Below are 16810 nucleotides of genomic sequence, written 5' to 3' on the forward strand. Positions count from 1 at the left end.
GTCAGCCGAACAGAAAGTCGGCGGCCGAGAGCTCCCTCGCGTGCACCCCGGCGAGGATGATCTCGTCGCCGTGAAGGGTGTGGATCACCGTGTCGGCCCCCGACTGCTGGATCGAGAAGTCGGCCATGCCGTGCTCGGCGGAGCTGCCCCTGAACTGCAGCCGGTCCTCGCCGCGGGTGAAGTCCTGGATGATGTCGCGGCCGTCGTCGCCGTCGAACACGAACACGTCCCGTCCGGTGCCGCCATAGAGGATGTCGTCGCCCGGACCACCGTCGACGATGTCGTCGCCCTCGCCGCCGCGCACCATGTCGCTGTCGCCGCCGCCGCGGACGATGTCGTTGCCGGCGGCACCGTAGACGTAATCGTCGCCACCGCCGCCGCTGAAGTGGTTGACGCTCGCGTTGTGCGAGAAGATGGCGTCGTCGCTGGCATGGTCGGTCTTGTCGCCGCCGCGGAAGGCGAAGTCCGACGCCTGCAGGGACACGTCGCCCTGGAGGTCGATCACCATCTCGGCGCCGCTGCGGCCGCTCGTGTTGACCTCGACCAAGGTGTGGCCGCCGCTCTGCGCGTAGCGCACCTGGCCTTCGGCGGTGAAGGCGTGCGTGCCGATGAAGGTGAAATCCTGGCCGCCCGGCGTGTGCAGCTTGGCGTCGATCGAGCTCAGATCGATCCTGTCGCCGTGCCGGAAGTCGGTGATCACGTCGCGGGCCGAGGGCAGGCTGTCCTGCGTCGAGCTGAAGTAGAACACGTCCCGGCCGGCGCCGCCGGTGAGCCGGTCGCGGCCGAGGCCGCCGTCGATCGTGTCGTCGCCGCCGCCGCCGTCGAGGGTGTCGTTGCCGGCATGGCCGGCCAGGATGTCGCGATAGTTGCCGATGCCGCCGTAAAGAACGTCGTTGCCCACGCCGCCGTCGAGGAAATCGCTGCCGGAGCCGCCATCCAGATAGTCGTTGCCGAGGCTGCCGCGCAGCGTGTCGACGCCCCCGTTGCCGCGCAGCGTGTCGTTGCCGCCATCGCCGTAGAGATGGTCGGCAACATTGGTGCCGGTCAGCGTGTCGTTGCCGCGGCCGCCGACGAATAGTCTGATACCCATGCTCGATCCCTGCCGAATGGAAACGAAGCGGCGGGCCAGCGCGACCGCGCGCGCCGCGTCGGACCCGCCCGATGCGTGACATCAGCCGACGGCATCGGAAGAACCGTGCCGCAGCTCAATGCGTGATGGACGGCACTGGCTGAGTAACGGCCAATGTCGCTCTCCCTGCCGACTCGAGGCGAATGACGTTTCAATCGTTCTCGATGTGCGGTCATACGTCATGGACGTATGACCGCGTCATTTATTCACCGGCTCGGCAGGGGAGCAAATTAATTATTTTTATCGCCACTTTGTCACTTGACGGTCGCAATGAGCGGTCATCCTTCGCGTGGATGGCGCTCGCGCCGGCATGTGGCCGGGACCGCCACGCGCCGGACGCGACGAGCACGCTCAGCAGGCCTCGCCGAGAGTGCGGGCGAAGGCGACGAGCGGATCGACGGTGTAGCGCAGTGCGCTCGCCTGGGCTTCGGCGCCGGTCCTGCCGTAGGCCCGGCCCCAACTCAGGGTGCGCTGGACGCTTTCGGTCCTGGTCGGCATGGGGATCTTGTAGGCGCCGACATGCACATGCGGCGACCACAGGCCGCCGGGATCGGCGATGGTGCCGACGATCTGGCCGCGGTTGATCACCTGGCCCACCCGGACGGCGAGATTGAGATGGCCGTAGATCCACCAGGTGCTGCCGCCGTCGTAGACGACCGCTGCCTGCCAGCGCGGGGGCGAGTGCGGGTTCATGATGCCGGTAACCCGGCCCGCGGCCACGGCCCGCACGGGGCTGCCGGGCGCCTTGCTGAAGTCGCGGCCGGTGTGGCGGACATAGACGTGCCCGTAGACCGGATCGTCGACCGGCTTGCTGTAGCCCCGGTAGAGCGGGTCGCAATACTGTCGGAGCAGCTTGCCGCCCGGACCGATGACGGCCTGCATCATCCGATTCGCCGTCACCGAGCAGGCGGCTTCGGCTTCTGTCGGCAGGCTGCCGAGGGCGCCGAGCGTGCCGAGACCGAGAATGCCGGTGAGCAGCGAGGTCTGGAAACGTCTCCGGGAGAGAGGGCCGTTGAGCTGGAGCTCGTCCATGGTGTTTCCGCAGCACTGTTCGTTCTGTGGCTCGGCCGGCTGGTTCCTTTCTGGAGCGACGGCCCGATCGGGCTGGTTCGGGGCGCAACCGGGCTTTGCCCGATGCGGATGATCTTCCTGTCGTCGAGGGTACGAGCACGCCCGTGGCTCGTTTCGAGCGGCTCGATGCGGGTTCTTTCGAGTTTTCCCGCTCGGCGTCGGGACGATCGAGCAGGCGTCGAGGCCAGTGGCGCGTGCCGGGCGCGCGCCTTGAAGTCGCGTCGCGCTCGCGTCCCGTCGTCGCGACCGTTCCGGCCGGACGAGGCGGCGGGTTACTCCCGCGCTTCCGGTGGGAACACCCTAGTGCTCCAAACGCGGGAAGTGAACGATAAAGCTGTCTTCTGCGCCATTTCGTCTAGATGCGACAGCACGGTGCAGGCTGGAAAGCATTCGGGAACAGGAATTTAGCCGCCGCGGGCCCGCGAGCAGCGACAGGACACGGATCTCCTGCCGGCCGGAGGAGGCAGGAGCACCATGAGCCGCTGCGTCATCGTCGGAACGGCTGTCGGCGGCATGCTCTCGATGCGGCCGGTCTCGCAGGCCGCCGCCACCTTCCGGCAGAAATTCCCCATCCGGCCGCGCGGCGGGGAGGCGCTTCGGAAAAGGCGAGAGCACGCGGTTCCGGTCGCGGCAGCGAGGACGAGACGAGAGGAGGAAGCTTGGCATCGCCGTTGCGAACGGGACGACCGAACGCTTCCTCCTCCGAGCCTCTCGGGCATCATCGTTTCTTGTCCTGCGGCTCCGGGCTCACGATGAGGCGCCAAGAGCCGCAAGGGGCCGGAGGGGGACAGGGGCGGGCAACCGGTTCCCGGCGGGCCGCCTCGCTCAGCAGCGCCTGCCTTCCGCGCGGGCGAAGGCGCGCAGCGGATCCATGGTGTACCGGCGTGCATTCGCCGCTGCCTGCCCCGGCGTCCGGCCGAAAGCGCGGCCGGCGTTCATCGCGGCGTTCACGGCCCTGTTGCGGGTCGGATAGGGCAGGGTGATGGCGCCGATATGGACGTGGGGTGGGAACATTCCGCGCGGGTTCGCGATGTAGCCGATGAGCTGGCCGGGACGGATCGACTGGCCGACGCGCACCGCGGGCAGGATGTGCCCGTATGCCCAGGTGACCCCGCTGCCGCGGATGAACGTGAACTTGCTCGCCGGCTGGCCGGGCGTGCCGCGGGTGTTGTAGGCGACCCGGCCCGGAGCGACCGCGCGGACCGGCGTGCCGATCGACTTGATGAAGTCGCGGCCGGTGTGTTGGATGTAGACGGTGCCGTAGCCTTCCTGCCGCACCGGCTTCCGGTAGCCGCGATAATGCGGGTCCATGTACTGCGCGCCGAGCCGGAAACCGGCACCCACGGCCCTCATGCCCATCTGCATCACGGAGGTGCCGCAGGCTTCGCTCTCGACCGCGGCGGCCGGGATGGGGGCGAACGAGAGCAGCATCAGGGAGAGAAGGCCGGCGAGGAGCGACGCCTTGAGGAGCCGGCCGAAGGTGAACGCGTCGAACGAGGGCTTGGTCATCCTTGTTTGCAATCCTGCTCGAGGGGGAACAGGAGGAGCCGGACGGGCCGGATGCCGAGGCGCGCATCCCGGCCGAACGGGCTCCGGCGGCCTTTCTGCCTGCCTGCCGGAACGCGGCGTTCCGCTCTCGACCAGCGAGGCGGACCGACTTCTCCTCGGCGCTCGCGGGCAGTCCCTCGCCCGCCCGTCCTCGGGGACCGGCACGAGCGGGCGACGGCGTCCCTTCGGGACGCACGGGCTCCTCGCGGCGACGGAGCTGTCGCCGCTGTCGCTCGAGCTGCCTCGTGCAGCGCCGGATCGGCAGAGCAGCGCTCCGGCACGCGTTTTCGCTCGCGTGCGGCTTCGGCTCTACCGGGTGGCGTAGGCCGGCCGCGGCCTCAGCCGCAGCGACGGCCGGACCCTAGGCGGGGTGCGGCAGGGCCCGGATGGTTCCGGACAGGGACATCGTCGAGCCGTCACGGCCGGCGCCGCGGCGAGACGGTGCTCCGGCTCTTCCGCTTCGTGGGATCGGTGGTCCGGGACTTCGGCTCATGTCGCTTCCTGCAGCGTGCTTCGTTGCTCCCGCGTCTGGGGCAGAGGCGACGTAAACCGAGATGATCCGGAGAACAATAAAAAAGAAATTGTGATGAGTGTGGAATAACCCGAATCGAGCATCTTAAAGCCCGTTCATGATCTGCCTTCGGGCATGTTCGGGTATCAACTGCGAGTTAACCATCATCCTTTGTAGAAGATGCCTTGCCTGCGTCGTTCCGTCCCCGAAAGGCAGGCGGAAACCGCGTCGAATACTGTTGCATTTATGCAATGGTTTGCATGTCGCGGTGCGGTGCCGTCGAGATGGTTCGCCGGGAATCCTGTTGCAGCCCGGCAGCAGTACGCACGGGGCCTGCCGTTCCCCCCTCCGGCGGCGCCGCGGGGGGCATGGCCGCCCCGGGATTCAACACTCGGTTACATGAGCAGCGCCGGAAGAGAAGGCAGACGGCGCGGCGGGCGGGCCGCCCGCACCGGCGTTGGGGCGGTTGGTCGCACCGGGAAACCGCAGCGCCGGATCGGGCTCAGCGCGGCTTCTCGGCCGTGGTGAAGAGGGCCGCGATCCGCCAGCCCTCTGGTGTCGCCACGCCCAGCATGCTCACGAGGAAATGCAGCCGGTCGGGTGCGGCCTCGGGGCCGATCGTGAGCACGAGCGGGAGATGCAGGTATGCGGTCCTGTCGTCGAGCTCGACCGGGACGGCCTTGGCGAGGTCCGGATCGACGCGCCAGACCGGCGCCTGCTGGAACAGGCTCATCCGTTCGACGAGCGCATCCGGCCCCCACACCGCCATGCCGTCGCTGACCCAGAGGAATTTCGGTGAATCCAGCAGCAAGCTGCGCACCCGCGCGAGATCGCGGGCGTTCTGCGCCGCGAGGAAGCGGCCGTAGAGGGTCCGCACCTCCTCGCTCGCGCCGGCCCGGGCGGCAGGGACGGGGGTGGTGGCAGCGAGCATCAGGGCGGCGCAGGCGAGCGAGCGGCATCGTGCCGGCATGGCGGAAGCTCCTTGCGGTGGCGGGGGCGGCACGCGTGCCGCCCCCGTGGGGAAGGATGCTCGGACGGCGGAGCCGCCGCCAATGCCGGCGCACTATCGGGACGATAGCGCCGGGCGGGCCGTTCCCGCGATCGGACGGCGCAGGCTCGCGACCAGGCGGTAGCCGAGGAGCAGCGCCACGATGGCGGCGTAGACCAGGGGCTCGGGCGGCCAGGACTTGACCGAGAGGACGAAATGGACCGCGGCCGCGGCCGCCGCGAGATAGACCCAGCGATGCAGCCGGACCCAGGCGGAGCCGAGCCGGCGGATCATCCGGTTGCTCGAGGTCGCGGCGAGCGGCACCAGGATCAAAAAGGCGGCCATGCCGATGGTGATGAACGGCCGCTTGACGATGTCGGCCCAGACCGCGGCGAGATCGAGTCCCTGGTCGAGGACGACGTAGACCAGAAGATGCAGCGCCGCATAGAAGAAGGCGAGCAGGCCGATCGCGCGCCGGTAGCGGAGGAGATTGATGCCGGCGAGCCGGCGTAGGGGCGTGATCGCGAGCCCCGCCACGAGGAAGCGCAGCGCCCACAGGCCGAGCGCGCGCTCCAGCACCTTCATGGGATCGGCGCCGAGCTGGTCGGCAAGGCCGAGCCAGAAGGTCCAGGCGGCGGGCATCGCCCCGATCCAGTAGAGAAGGCCGGGCCGGATCAGCCGCGACCGGGCGCTGCCGGAGCGGCGGCGGGCGGCAGGAGGCGAGGCCGCGGCCATCAGAAATACTGCCGCAGATTCATGCCGGCGTAGAGATGCGCCACCTGCTCGCCGTAGCCGTTGAACATCAAGGTCGGCCGACGCTTCGCGAACAGGCCGCCCTCGCCGATCCGCCGCTCGGTCTTCTGGCTCCAGCGCGGATGATCGACCTCGGGGTTGACGTTGGAATAGAAGCCGTACTCGTGCGGGTTCTGCAAATTCCACGAGGTCGGCGGCTGCTCCTCGACCAGGCTGATGCGCACGATCGACTTGATCCCCTTGAAGCCGTACTTCCAGGGCACGACGAGCCGGATCGGTGCCCCGTTCTGGTTCGGAAGCGTCTCGCCGTAGAGCCCGACGGCGAGGATGGTGAGCGGATGCATGGCCTCGTCGAGACGCAAGCCCTCGACATAGGGCCAGGCCAGGACCGGGAAGAACGAGCGCTGTGCCGGCATCTCCTCGGGCCGGTGCAGGGTCTGGAAGGCGACGTACTTGGCACTGCCCAAAGGCTCGACGCGCTTGAGGAGATCGGCCAGGGGAAAGCCGACCCACGGGATCACCATCGACCAGCCTTCCACACAGCGCATGCGGTAGATGCGCTCCTCGAGCGTTTCGGGCTTCAGAATGTCCTCGAGCGCCAAGGTCCGGGGCTTCGCGACGAGGCCGTCGAGCGTCACGCTCCAGGGGCTGGTCGTGAGCGTGTGCGCGTTGGCGGCGGGATCGTCCTTGCCGGTGCCGAACTCGTAATAGTTGTTGTAGCTGGTGACGTCCTCGAGCGGGGTGAGCTTCTCGTCGGTCGAGTAGGGGCTCTTTCTCGCCGCGAGCGGTGCGGCACGCAGCGGGTGCGCGCTGCCGATAAGGCCCGCCGCGGTGGCGGCGGCGACGAACTCCCGGCGGCGGAGCCAGACCGAACGCGGCGTGATCTCCGAGGGGCGGATGTCGCTGGCTGCTTTGATCAACATGGCTCGCGTCCTTCGGCCGTCGATCGCTCGATTAAAGAACTGTGACCGCACGCGCCGCTCACAACCCCGCTGTCGCGCTCACGAAGCCTTGATGGACGAAGGCTCGAGCCGCCCGGCGAGCCAGGCGGCGAGCAGCAGCGCCGCAGCGATGCCGGCGACGCAGGCCGGCCAGCCGAGCCGGTCGTAGACTTGGCCCAGGAGCGCCGTGCCGACCAGCCCGCCGCCGAAATAGCAGGCGAGATAGAGCCCGCCCGCGGCACCGCGGTCGGTGGCGGCGGCACGGCCGACGAAGCCGGTCGCGGTCGCCTGCGCGAAGAAGGTGCCGATCCCGACGAGTGCCAGGCCCGTGAGCACCGGCGGCAGGTGCGCCGTCAGAAGGAGCGGGAGGCCGGCGGTGGCGAGCGCGAAGGCGCCGAGAAGCGTGGGACGGGTACCCCAGCGCTGCACGGCGCTGCCGGCGAGAGGTGTCGTCAGGATCGAGGGCAGAAAGACGAGATAGACGAAGCCCAAGGCCATCGGCCCGACCGAGAGCGGGGCTCGCACCAGCACGAAGTTGACGAAGGTGAAGGTGCCGATGAAGGCGAACAGGACGAGAAAGCCGATGGCGAAGGCGGCGCACAGCTGCCGGTTCCGCAGATGCAGCGCCCAGACGGCGAGAGGCGAGCCGACGCCGGGCCCGGCCGGGGGCATGGGCGCGGTCTGCTTCAGGCTGACATGGACCAGGATGGCACCGGCGAGGTTGAGGGCGGCGAAGATCTGGAAGTTGGCAGCGAGACCCAGATGGTCGGCGAGCCCCGCCGAGAGCAGCCGGCCGAACAGGTTGCTCGCGACGTTGCCGGTGACGTAGGCCGCGAGCGCTCCTGCACTGTCCGCGGCGCTGCACTGCTCGGCGAAGTGGGCGAGGGTGAGCGTGAAGGCCGCCGACATGAAGACGCCTTGCGCAACCCGCAGGCTCGCGAAGGTAGGAAGGTCGGGTGCCGTGGCGAGGAACGCCGTCGGGATCGAGAGCAGGGCGAGGCTCGCGACGATGCCGCGGCGGCGGCGGATGCGCCGGCTGAAGAAGGCGACGCCGAGGCCCGCGAGCGCCATGCCGAAGGTCGTGGCGTTCACGGCGAAGCCCATGGCGGCGGGGCTCACGGCATAGGCACGGGCGAGCGAGGGCAGGATCGCCTGGGTCGCGAACAGGTCGACCACGGTGAGAAAGGCGATGAGCCCGATCACGACCGAGCGGAAGGCGCCGGGAGCGCGCCCGTGCGCCGTCGTGGCGGGGGCGAGCGCGGGATGGCGGGCGATCATGCGGGTCCTCTCCCTTTGTCGGCCTGCATCGGGGCCGAGGATCGCCGGTGGGCGGCTGAAGCGGAAATATCGGGCGGGTCTGGTTCCGATAGCGGGCGCGCATCGTAACGCTAGCGGTGCGGCATTTCCGGTTCGCGGCCCGCCGGCGCAGGCTCGGTTCCGCAACCGAACCCGGAGGAACCCGATGGTATCCGCGATCGACGCCATCCGGCTGCGCGCCGCCGAGAGTCCCGCCACGACCTTGCGGGGGCTCGCCGGCCTGCTCTTACCCTGGGCGCTCGCCGCCTACATCGCCTACATCCTGCTCTGGTATCTGCCGTTCAAGTTCTACCCCGACAGCTACCTGTTCCAGGTGCTCGAGGACTGGGTCGGCCTGTCCTGGTTCGAGCCCTACTTCCGCTACTTCACGGGCTGCGTGGAAGGCGTCACCTGCCTTCTTCTGTTCGTCCCCGGCCTCCAGGTCGCGGGTGCCGCCGTCGCCTTCGCCACCATGGGGACGGCGATCTTCCTCCATCTCGCGAGCCCCCTGGGGGTCGATCCCTACCACGACGGCGGCGTGCTGTTCCGCGAGGCCTGCACGAACCTCGTCTTCGCGGCTGCGATCCTCGTCATCCGCCGCCACGAGATCCTGCCGCTCCTGCAGCGGCTCGCGACCGACCCGCGCTTCGCCGCCTTCCTGCGCGCGAATACTTGAGGACCCGACCCATGCCCGACACCACCAACCGCCCGCTCGCCGGCCGGGTCGCGATCGTCACCGGCTCCACGAGCGGCATCGGCCTCGGCATCGCCCGTGCCCTCGCCTCCGCCGGCAGCGCCATCGTGCTCAACGGCTTCGGCGATGCCGGCGCGATCGCGCAGCTGCAGGACGAATTCCGGCGGCGCCATGCCGTCGCCGTGCACCACCACAGCGCCGACATGAGCGACCCCCGGCAGGTGACGGCCATGATCGAGGAGACGCATGCCCGCCTGGGCTCGGCCGACATCCTCGTCAGCAATGCCGGCATCCAGCACGTGGCGGCGATCGAGGACTTTCCGCCCGGAAAATGGGACGCGATCCTCGCGATCAACCTCTCGGCCGCGTTCCACGCCATGCGCGCCGCGATCCCGCTGATGCGGGCGCGCGGCTGGGGGCGGATCGTCAACGTCGCCTCGGCGCACGGGCTCGTCGCCTCGCCGTTCAAGAGCGCTTACGTCGCCGCCAAGCACGGCCTCGTCGGCCTCACCAAGGCGGCGGCGCTCGAGCTCGCCGAGGCCGGGATTACCTGCAACGCCATCTGCCCCGGCTATGTCTGGACGCCCTTGGTCGAGAAGCAGATCGACGACCAGGCGCGCGCGCACGGGATCGCGCGCGAGCAGGTGATCCGTGACGTGCTGCTCGTGAACCAGCCGACGAAGCGCTTCGCCACCGTCGAGGAGATGGGAGCGCTCACCGTTTTCCTATGCTCGGAGGCCGCCGCCTCGATCACCGGGACGGCGCTGCCCGTGGACGGCGGCTGGACCGCGCACTGAGCCGGAAAACCCCCGAGGAGGACGAGGCCGCCATGACGCTGATCGTCACCGAACGTGATCACGGCGGACGTTCGGGCTTCGATGTGGTTCCAATGGCGCTCCGGCGTTTCGTCCTCGGCCCCGCCGGCGCCATGACGCCGCCGCCGCGCATCCGCGCCGCGATCGCGGCGGCCGAGGCGGAAGCCGAGGTCCTGGTGGGCTGGACCCAGATCGGCGCCATTCTGGGCTTCGGCCTGCTCTACGCCGTCTCGCCCAAGGCCTTCCCGCCGGACGTCCCGTTCGAGCCGGTACCCTGGGCGCTCGGGGCTTACACCCTGTTCACCCTGCTCCGGCTCGGCCTCGCCTATCGGCGCAGGCTGAGCCGGCGCTTCCTCGCCGCCTCGATCGTCATCGACACGACCGTGCTCATGGTGACGATCTGGAGCTTTCATCTCCAGTACGGCGCTCCGCCCGGCCTCTACGTCAAGGCCCCCACGCTCATGTACGTCTTCATCCTGATCGCGCTCAGGGCGCTGCGCTTCGAGGCGCGCTGGGTGCTGCTCGCCGGCGGGACCGCGATCCTCGGCTGGTTCGTGCTCGTGGCCTATGCCGTCCTCGTGCATCCGGGCGGGCTGCAGGTGACGCGCAACTATGTCGAGTACATGACCTCCTACCGCATCCTGATCGGCGCCGAGATCGACAAGCTGGTCTCGATCGGGATGGTGGCGGTGGTGCTCGCCGTCGTCGTCACCCGCGCCCGCTCGATGCTGGTCGCGGCCACGACCGAACGGCTCGCCGGGGAGGAGCTCTCGCGCTTCTTCGCACCCGAGGTCGCGGCCACGATCAAGCGAGCGGAGATGGCGATAGCGCCGGGCGACGGCGAGCTGCGCGAGGCCGCGATCCTGTTCCTGGATCTGCGCGGCTTCACGCAGCTCGCGACGACGCTGCCGCCGCAGGCGGTGATGCGGCTGCTCGGCGAGTACCAGGAGCGGTTCGTGCCGCTGATCCGCGCATGTGGCGGCAGCATCGACAAGTTCCTGGGCGACGGCATTCTCGCGAGCTTCGGCGCCACGCGGAGCAGCGATACTTACGCTGCCGACGCCTTGCGCGCGGTCGAGGCGATGCTGGCCGCGGCCGAGGCCTGGGCGCTGGAGCGCGAGGCGAAGGGGCAGCCGAGCCTGCGGATCGGGATCGGCGTCGCCGCCGGCACGGTGATGTTCGGCGCGGTCGGCAACCGCGAGCGGCTCGAATACACGGTGATCGGCGATCCCGTGAACCTCGCGGCCAAGCTGGAGGCTCACACCAAGACCTTGGGCGTCTCCGCGCTGGCCTCGGCCGAGACGCTCGTGGCGGCCGGGCGGCAAGGCTACCGGCCGGCGACCCCCTTGCGGCTCGTCGAGGATGTTGCGGTCGGCGGCGCCGGCCGGGCGATCGACGTCGTGGTTCTGGCAGCGCCCGCCGCTCATCGGAACGTATCCACCCCGACAGGAAAGTGAGGCAATCCCATGTGCTGGTCGCTCGAAGGGACCATCGTGACGGCCGGGCCGCCTTCCGGCCTCGGTGCTACGTGCGGCGGCCGCCCCATGCTCGTGGACCGGTTCGGCGGCGAGCATTCGGGCAGCGGGCAGGCGGCCGTGGCCGCTTACGAGGAGGCGGTGCTCGGCATCCTCGCCCACCGCCCGTGCGTCGGCCCGGCGCTGGACCGGGCCCTGGCGCTCGACCCCGGCCTCGTCGCCGGGCACGCGCTCAAGGGCCTCGCCGCCGTCGTGCTGGCGCGAGCGGAACTCCTGGACCCGGCCGGAGCCGCGCTCGCGGCGGCACGAACGGCGCTCGCGGCGCGGGACGGTGGGACCGCGGGCGAGCGGGCGCTGGTGGCGGCGCTCGCCGATGCACTCGCAGGGCGGCTCCGCGCCGCGGCCGACCGGCTGGCCCGGCATCTCGACCGCCACCCGCACGATCTCCTCGCCCTCAAGCTCGGCTACGCCTTCCGCTTCATGCTGGGCGATGCCGCCGGCATGCTCGCCGCCACCTCGGCCGTGCTGCCCGCCTGGACGCCGGCGGCAGCGGGCTACGGCTTCCTCCTCGGCTGCCACGCCTTTGCGCTCGAGGAGTGCGGCGAGCTGCGGGCGGCGGAGGCGGTGGGCCGCGAAGCCGTTCATTACGAGCCCGGCGACGCCTGGGGTCTTCACGCCGTCGCCCACGTCCACGAGATGGCGGGCCGGACCGGGGACGGCATCGCCTGGCTCGAGGCGTCGCGGCCGGTCTGGCGGCGCTGCAACAACTTCGCCTTCCACATGGCCTGGCATCTCGCCCTGTTCCATCTCGAGCGGGGCGACCATGCGCGCGTGCTCGAGCTCTACGATCGCGAGGTGCGCCCGCAGCCGAGCGACGACTTCCGTGACGTCGCCAACGCCGTCTCGCTCTTGTGGCGGCTCGGGCAGGAGGGGGTGGCGGTGGGCGCCCGCTGGCAGGAGCTGCGCGCCATCGCCGAGCGGCGGCGGCACGAGACCACGCTCGTCTTCGCCTCGCTCCATTACCTGATGGCGCTCGTGGCCGCGGGCGATCAGGCGGCGGCGCGCGAGCTCGGCACCGCCATCGGTGCACGCGCGCTCACGGGTATGGGCGATCAGGCGGGTGTCGCGGCCGGGATCGGCCTCGACCTTGCGGACGCGATCGCGGGCCCCGCGCACCGCAGCGGCGCGCGGGCGGCGCTTCACCGCCTCGTCGCCGCGACCCCGCAGCTCGGCGGCAGCCATGCCCAGCGCGACCTCTTCGTCCGCACGCTCGCTCTTCTCGCCGCCGAGGCGGGCGACCGGGCGGCGGTCGCACGGATCATGGCCTGGCGCGGGCGGCTCAAGCGGGAGGACCGGTTCGCGGCCCTCGTCCGCGCGCACCTCGCCGCGGCCCTTGCCCGCCGGGGGCGCGCCGCATGAACGGGAGCGAGGCGCGCGACCCGCGGCTCGACTTCTTCCGCGGGCTCGCCATGTTCGTCATCCTCGTGGCGCACGTCCCGCTGAATCCCTGGATCCGGTGGATTCCGGCGCGCTTCGGCCCGAGCGACGCCACCGAGATGTTCGTCTTCTGCTCGGGCTTCGCTTCTGCCCTCGCCTTCGGCGGCACCTTCGCGCGCCACGGCTTCGGGCTCGGGGTCCTGCGCGTCCTGCACCGCTGCTGGCAGATCTACTGGTCGCATCTCGGCGCCTTCCTCGCCGTCGCGGCGATCGGCGTCGCCGGGACGCAGCTTGCCGGCGACGCCGACTACGTGCGTGCGCTCTGGCTGCACCCGTTCTTCGCCGAGCCCGCGCGAGGGGTGCTCCATCTCGTGACGCTCACCTACGTGCCGAACTATTTCGACGTCCTGCCCATGTACCTGGTGGTGCTCGCCCAAGTACCGCTGGTCGTGGCGTGCGCGCGCCTCCATCCGGTCCTGGTGGCGCCGGTCTGCGGCGGGCTCTACCTCGCGCAGTGGCACGGCCTCCTCGACCTGCCGGCGGAATGGTGGTCGGACCGGCCCTGGTTCTTCAACCCCTTCGCCTGGCAGCTCCTGTTCTTCACGGGCTTCGCCTTCGGCGCGGGCTGGCTGCCGGCACCACCGCGGCGGCGCTGGCTCTTGCGGCTCACGCTCGCCTTCGTCCTCGTCATGGTGCCCCTGAGCTGGCAGCCGCTCTGGTCGGCAGTCGGCTGGCTCGGGCAAGCGCACCACGTCCTCGCCTCCTGGGGCGACAAGACCCGTTTCGGAATGCTGCGCTATCTCCACTTCCTGGCCCTGGCCTATCTGGCACTCCGCCTCGTCGAGCTGCGGCCCGAAGCGCTCACCGGCCGTGCCGCCGCCCCGGTCATAGCCGTGGGCCAGCAGGCCCTGCCGGTGTTCTTATGGAGCATGGTCTGCGCGCAAATGCTCGGCATGGTCCTCGACCGGCTCGGTCGCGCGCCTCTGACCGTCCTCGTCGTGAACGGGCTGGGTCTCTCGAGCCTCGTCGCCGTGGCCCGGCTCGCCCGGCTGATGAAAGCGCAGCTCTGGCGCCGGCGCGCGCCGCGTGCCAGGGAAGCGGCGGCGCCGTGGACGGTGGTGGCGGTGCCGGCGGCAGCGCTCGAGGGAGGGGAGCGTGACGAGGGTGGCGGACGGCATCTGATCGGAATCCATCAATCGCTCGCATGAGCGGGAACTCGCTCCCGCCTATTCTCCGCGCGAGCCGGGCGGCCCGAGCAGGAGGGAGGAGTCATGCAGCAGCGCGGGATGGTGATCGTCGGGGCCGGGCAGACGGGTGGCCGCGCCGCGTTGACCTTGCGCGAACAGGGCTATGACGGCAGAATCGTGCTGATCGGCGACGAGCCGGCGCCGCCTTACGAGCGCCCGCCGCTCTCCAAGGCCTTTCTCACCGGCAAGGCCGAGGCCGCCGCGTTCACCTTCGCCGCCGAAGACGCGCTCCGAAAGGCCGGGATCGAGCTGCGCGCCCCGGCCCGGGCGGCGGCGATCGACCGCGGGCGGCAGGAGATCGTGCTCGCCGGCGGCGAGCGCATCCCTTACGACCGGCTGCTGCTTGCGACCGGCCGTGCGGCCCGGCGCCTGCCGCTCGCGCCGGCGGTCGCCGACCGGGTGCATTACCTGCGCACGCTCGCGGACGCGGACCGGCTGAAGCAGGGGCTCGCCCGCGGCGGCGACCTCGTCGTCATCGGCGGCGGCTTCATCGGCCTCGAGGTCGCGGCCAGCGCCGTCGCGCTCGGCTGCCGGGTAACGGTGGTCGAGCTGGCCCCGCGTCTTCTCGCCCGCGCCGTGCCGGTGCCGCTCGCCGAGATCGTCGCCGCCCGGCACCGCGCGGCGGGGGTGGAGCTGATCCTGAACGCCACCGTCCGCGCGCTCGGTGTCGCCGAGGGCGGCGGACTGCGGGTCGAGCTTCTGGACGGCCGGGTGCTCGCCGCCGACCACGTGCTGGCCGGGATCGGCGCCGTCCCGCGCGATCGGCTCGCGGCCGAGGCGGGCCTTCCGGTCGACGGGGGCATCGTGGTCGACGCCATGCTCGCGACCAGCGATCCCATGATCTTCGCCGCCGGCGACGTCTGCGCCTTCCCGTGCGGGAACGGCGGCCTCGCCCGGCTGGAGGCCTGGAAGAACGCCGACGCGCAAGGGGCGCTCGCGGCGCGCAACATGCTGGGTGCCGGCGAGGCCTATCGCGAGCTGCCCTGGTTCTGGTCGGACCAGTACGAGCTGACGCTGCAGGTCGCGGGCTGGCCCGAGCGGGGGGCGAGACTGGTCGAGCGCTCCGTGCCGGGGGGAAGGCTCCTGTTCCATCTCGACGCGGCGGCGCGGCTCGTCGGCGTGAGCTCGATCGGGCCGGCCTCGGTCGCCAAGGAGGTGCTGCTCGCGCGGATGCTGCTCGAGCGCGGGCTCTCGCCCGCCGCGGCGCAGCTCGCCGACCCGGCGCAGAAACTGAAGGCGCTCCTGCGCTGATCGGATTCCATCAGATGCCGGCGTGAGCCGCGGGCGCAGGACGGCTAATCTCGGGTAACGGGGCACGCGCCCGTCGAAGGTAGATCAGGAAGCACAGGCATGACGGCAACGACGCACAGACGCGACTACAGCCTCACCGGCGAAGAAGGGAAGAAGGCGGTGGCGAACGGCCTCGCCGGGGCGCAGTGGTACGCGTGCCCGATCCCGCGCAAGCAGATGAAGGAGCTGATGGCGCGCAGCGACCAGCCCGCCATCCGCGACACGATCTTGTGGTTTGCGCTCATCCTGGCCGCGGGCGCTCTCGTGGTCGCGACCTGGGGGACGTGGTGGGCCGTGCCGGCGCTGATCGTCTATGGCGCGCTTTACGGCGGTGCCGCCGACTCGCGCTGGCACGAGAGCGGTCATGGCACCGCCTTTCGCACGCGCTGGATGAACGACGCCCTCTACCAGGTCGCCTCCTTCATGGTGCTGCGCCAGCCCACGGTCTGGCGCTGGAGCCACAGCCGGCACCACACCGACACGATCATCGTCGGCCGCGATCCCGAGATCGCCGTGCCGCGGCCGCCGGACATTCTGGGCATCTTCCTGAACCTCGCAGCACTCAAGAGCGGCACCAAGGAGCTGGCCGGCGTCGTGCGGCACGCCATGGGCTCGCTCGACCCGGAGGTGCGGACCTACGTGCCGGAATCGGAGCAGCCCAAGGTGGTCAGAGAGGCGCGCATCTGGCTCGCGATCTGGGCCGGCGTCGGCACGCTCTCGCTCCTGCTCCATAGCTGGCTGCCGCTCGTCCTCGTGGGCCTGCCCTCCTTCTACGGCGCCTGGCTCTACGTCTTCTTCGGGCTGACCCAGCACGCGGGCCTCGCCGAGGACGTGCTCGACCACCGGCTCAACAGCCGCACCGTCTACATGAACCCGGTGTTCCGGTTCCTCTATTGGAACATGAACTACCACGTCGAGCACCACATGTTCCCGATGGTGCCCTACCACGCCCTGCCGAAGCTGCACGCCGCGATCAAGGATCGGTGCCCGCCGGCCTACCCGAGCACGCTCGCGGCCTATCGCGAGATCGTCCCGACGCTGCTCAGGCAGCGCAAGGATCCCGGCTACCACGTGAAGCGCGAGCTGCCGCCGGCCGTGGCCGCCCGCGAGGCCGCCCTGATGGCGGGTGCCGCCGCCTGAAACCGCCGACGAGAAAGGCCAGAGGAGCGATGACGAGCAACGTGAAGGAATGGGTCGAAGTCTGCGACGCGGACGAGATCGAGGAGGAGGACGTGATCCGCTTCGACCATCGTGGTCGGACCTTCGCCGTCTACCGGCTGGAAGGCGACGACTACCGCGCCACCGACGGCCTGTGCACGCACGAGCAGGTGCACCTCGCCGACGGCCTCGTCATGGACGGGATCATCGAGTGCCCGAAGCACAATGGCCGCTTCGACATCTGCAGCGGCAGGGCCAAGGGAGCGCCCGCGTGCGTCGACCTCAAGACCTATCCCGTGCGCCTCGAAGGCGGCAAGGTCCTGCTCGGCCTCGACTGAGGGCGCTCCCGAGCCGGCGCCCGACCTCCGCCAGTATCGGCATGCCGGCGTCCGATGTCGGCCGACCGTCGTCAAAGGCGGTGTGCACCGGCTTGTCGGCAATCCACGACGAACCGGAC

General features: G+C 70.4%; 15 protein-coding genes. 8 read left to right on the top strand and 7 right to left on the bottom strand.

Translation table 11 applies throughout. The annotated features are described in order from the left end of the window. Position 1: 1 nt before the first annotated feature. The 7 genes from U1T56_RS12665 to U1T56_RS12695 all read right to left on the bottom strand — a co-directional run bounded on the left by U1T56_RS12665 (position 2) and on the right by U1T56_RS12695 (position 8219). Positions 2 to 1090 (bottom strand): M10 family metallopeptidase C-terminal domain-containing protein, encoded by a 1089-nt coding sequence (locus tag U1T56_RS12665; RefSeq protein WP_418159845.1) that lies wholly within the window; start codon positions 1088 to 1090, stop codon positions 2 to 4. Positions 1091 to 1480: 390 nt separating this feature from the next. Continuing rightward, positions 1481 to 2161 carry a M23 family metallopeptidase gene (locus tag U1T56_RS12670; RefSeq protein ID WP_418159846.1) on the bottom strand — a complete coding sequence of 227 codons (681 nt, stop codon included), beginning with the start codon at positions 2159 to 2161 and terminating at the stop codon, positions 1481 to 1483. Positions 2162 to 3025: 864 nt separating this feature from the next. Further along, positions 3026 to 3709: a M23 family metallopeptidase gene (locus tag U1T56_RS12675; RefSeq protein ID WP_418159847.1), complete on the bottom strand. Its 684-nt coding sequence runs from the start codon at positions 3707 to 3709 to the stop codon at positions 3026 to 3028. A gap of 1052 nt (positions 3710 to 4761) precedes the next feature. Next, positions 4762 to 5229 (bottom strand): nuclear transport factor 2 family protein, encoded by a 468-nt coding sequence (locus tag U1T56_RS12680; protein ID WP_418159848.1) that lies wholly within the window; start codon positions 5227 to 5229, stop codon positions 4762 to 4764. A 93-nt stretch (positions 5230 to 5322) separates the two neighbouring features. Then, complete coding sequence (gene msrQ / locus U1T56_RS12685) at positions 5323 to 5982, bottom strand: protein-methionine-sulfoxide reductase heme-binding subunit MsrQ (RefSeq protein WP_418159849.1); 660 nt, start codon at positions 5980 to 5982, stop codon at positions 5323 to 5325. Next, complete coding sequence (msrP, locus tag U1T56_RS12690; RefSeq protein ID WP_418159850.1) at positions 5982 to 6923, bottom strand: protein-methionine-sulfoxide reductase catalytic subunit MsrP; 942 nt, start codon at positions 6921 to 6923, stop codon at positions 5982 to 5984. The genes msrQ and msrP overlap by 1 nt, the downstream gene beginning before the upstream one ends. A 78-nt stretch (positions 6924 to 7001) precedes the next feature. Further along, complete coding sequence (locus tag U1T56_RS12695; RefSeq protein ID WP_418159851.1) at positions 7002 to 8219, bottom strand: MFS transporter; 1218 nt, start codon at positions 8217 to 8219, stop codon at positions 7002 to 7004. A 184-nt stretch (positions 8220 to 8403) separates the two neighbouring features. Between U1T56_RS12695 and U1T56_RS12700 the strand changes: the two genes are divergently transcribed. From U1T56_RS12700 to U1T56_RS12735, 8 genes are all read left to right on the top strand, one after another. Continuing rightward, entirely contained in the window at positions 8404 to 8913 is a 510-nt protein-coding gene (locus U1T56_RS12700) for a hypothetical protein (protein WP_418159852.1), read from the top strand. Between the two features lie 11 nt (positions 8914 to 8924). Next, a complete protein-coding gene (locus tag U1T56_RS12705; protein WP_418159853.1) occupies positions 8925 to 9728 on the top strand; it encodes a 3-hydroxybutyrate dehydrogenase in 804 nt (267 codons plus the stop codon). 32 nt (positions 9729 to 9760) lie between these two features. Then, complete coding sequence (locus U1T56_RS12710; protein ID WP_418159854.1) at positions 9761 to 11203, top strand: adenylate/guanylate cyclase domain-containing protein; 1443 nt, start codon at positions 9761 to 9763, stop codon at positions 11201 to 11203. Between the two features lie 9 nt (positions 11204 to 11212). Continuing rightward, complete coding sequence (locus U1T56_RS12715) at positions 11213 to 12640, top strand: tetratricopeptide repeat protein (protein ID WP_418159855.1); 1428 nt, start codon at positions 11213 to 11215, stop codon at positions 12638 to 12640. Next, entirely contained in the window at positions 12637 to 13866 is a 1230-nt protein-coding gene (locus tag U1T56_RS12720) for an OpgC family protein (protein ID WP_418159856.1), read from the top strand. Before U1T56_RS12715 ends, U1T56_RS12720 begins: the two co-directional genes overlap by 4 nt. Positions 13867 to 13929: 63 nt before the next feature. After that, a complete protein-coding gene (locus U1T56_RS12725; RefSeq protein WP_418159857.1) occupies positions 13930 to 15156 on the top strand; it encodes an NAD(P)/FAD-dependent oxidoreductase in 1227 nt (408 codons plus the stop codon). Positions 15157 to 15255: 99 nt separating this feature from the next. Then, positions 15256 to 16335, top strand: coding sequence for a fatty acid desaturase family protein (locus tag U1T56_RS12730; protein ID WP_418159858.1), 1080 nt, complete (start codon positions 15256 to 15258; stop codon positions 16333 to 16335). 29 nt (positions 16336 to 16364) lie between these two features. After that, on the top strand, positions 16365 to 16691 hold the full coding sequence (locus tag U1T56_RS12735) for a MocE family 2Fe-2S type ferredoxin (protein WP_418159859.1): 327 nt from the start codon (positions 16365 to 16367) through the stop codon (positions 16689 to 16691). The last annotated feature ends 119 nt before the right edge of the window (positions 16692 to 16810 follow it).

The sequence above is a fragment of the Benzoatithermus flavus genome (assembly GCF_037908215.1).
GTDB lineage: Bacteria > Pseudomonadota > Alphaproteobacteria > Geminicoccales > Geminicoccaceae > Benzoatithermus > Benzoatithermus flavus.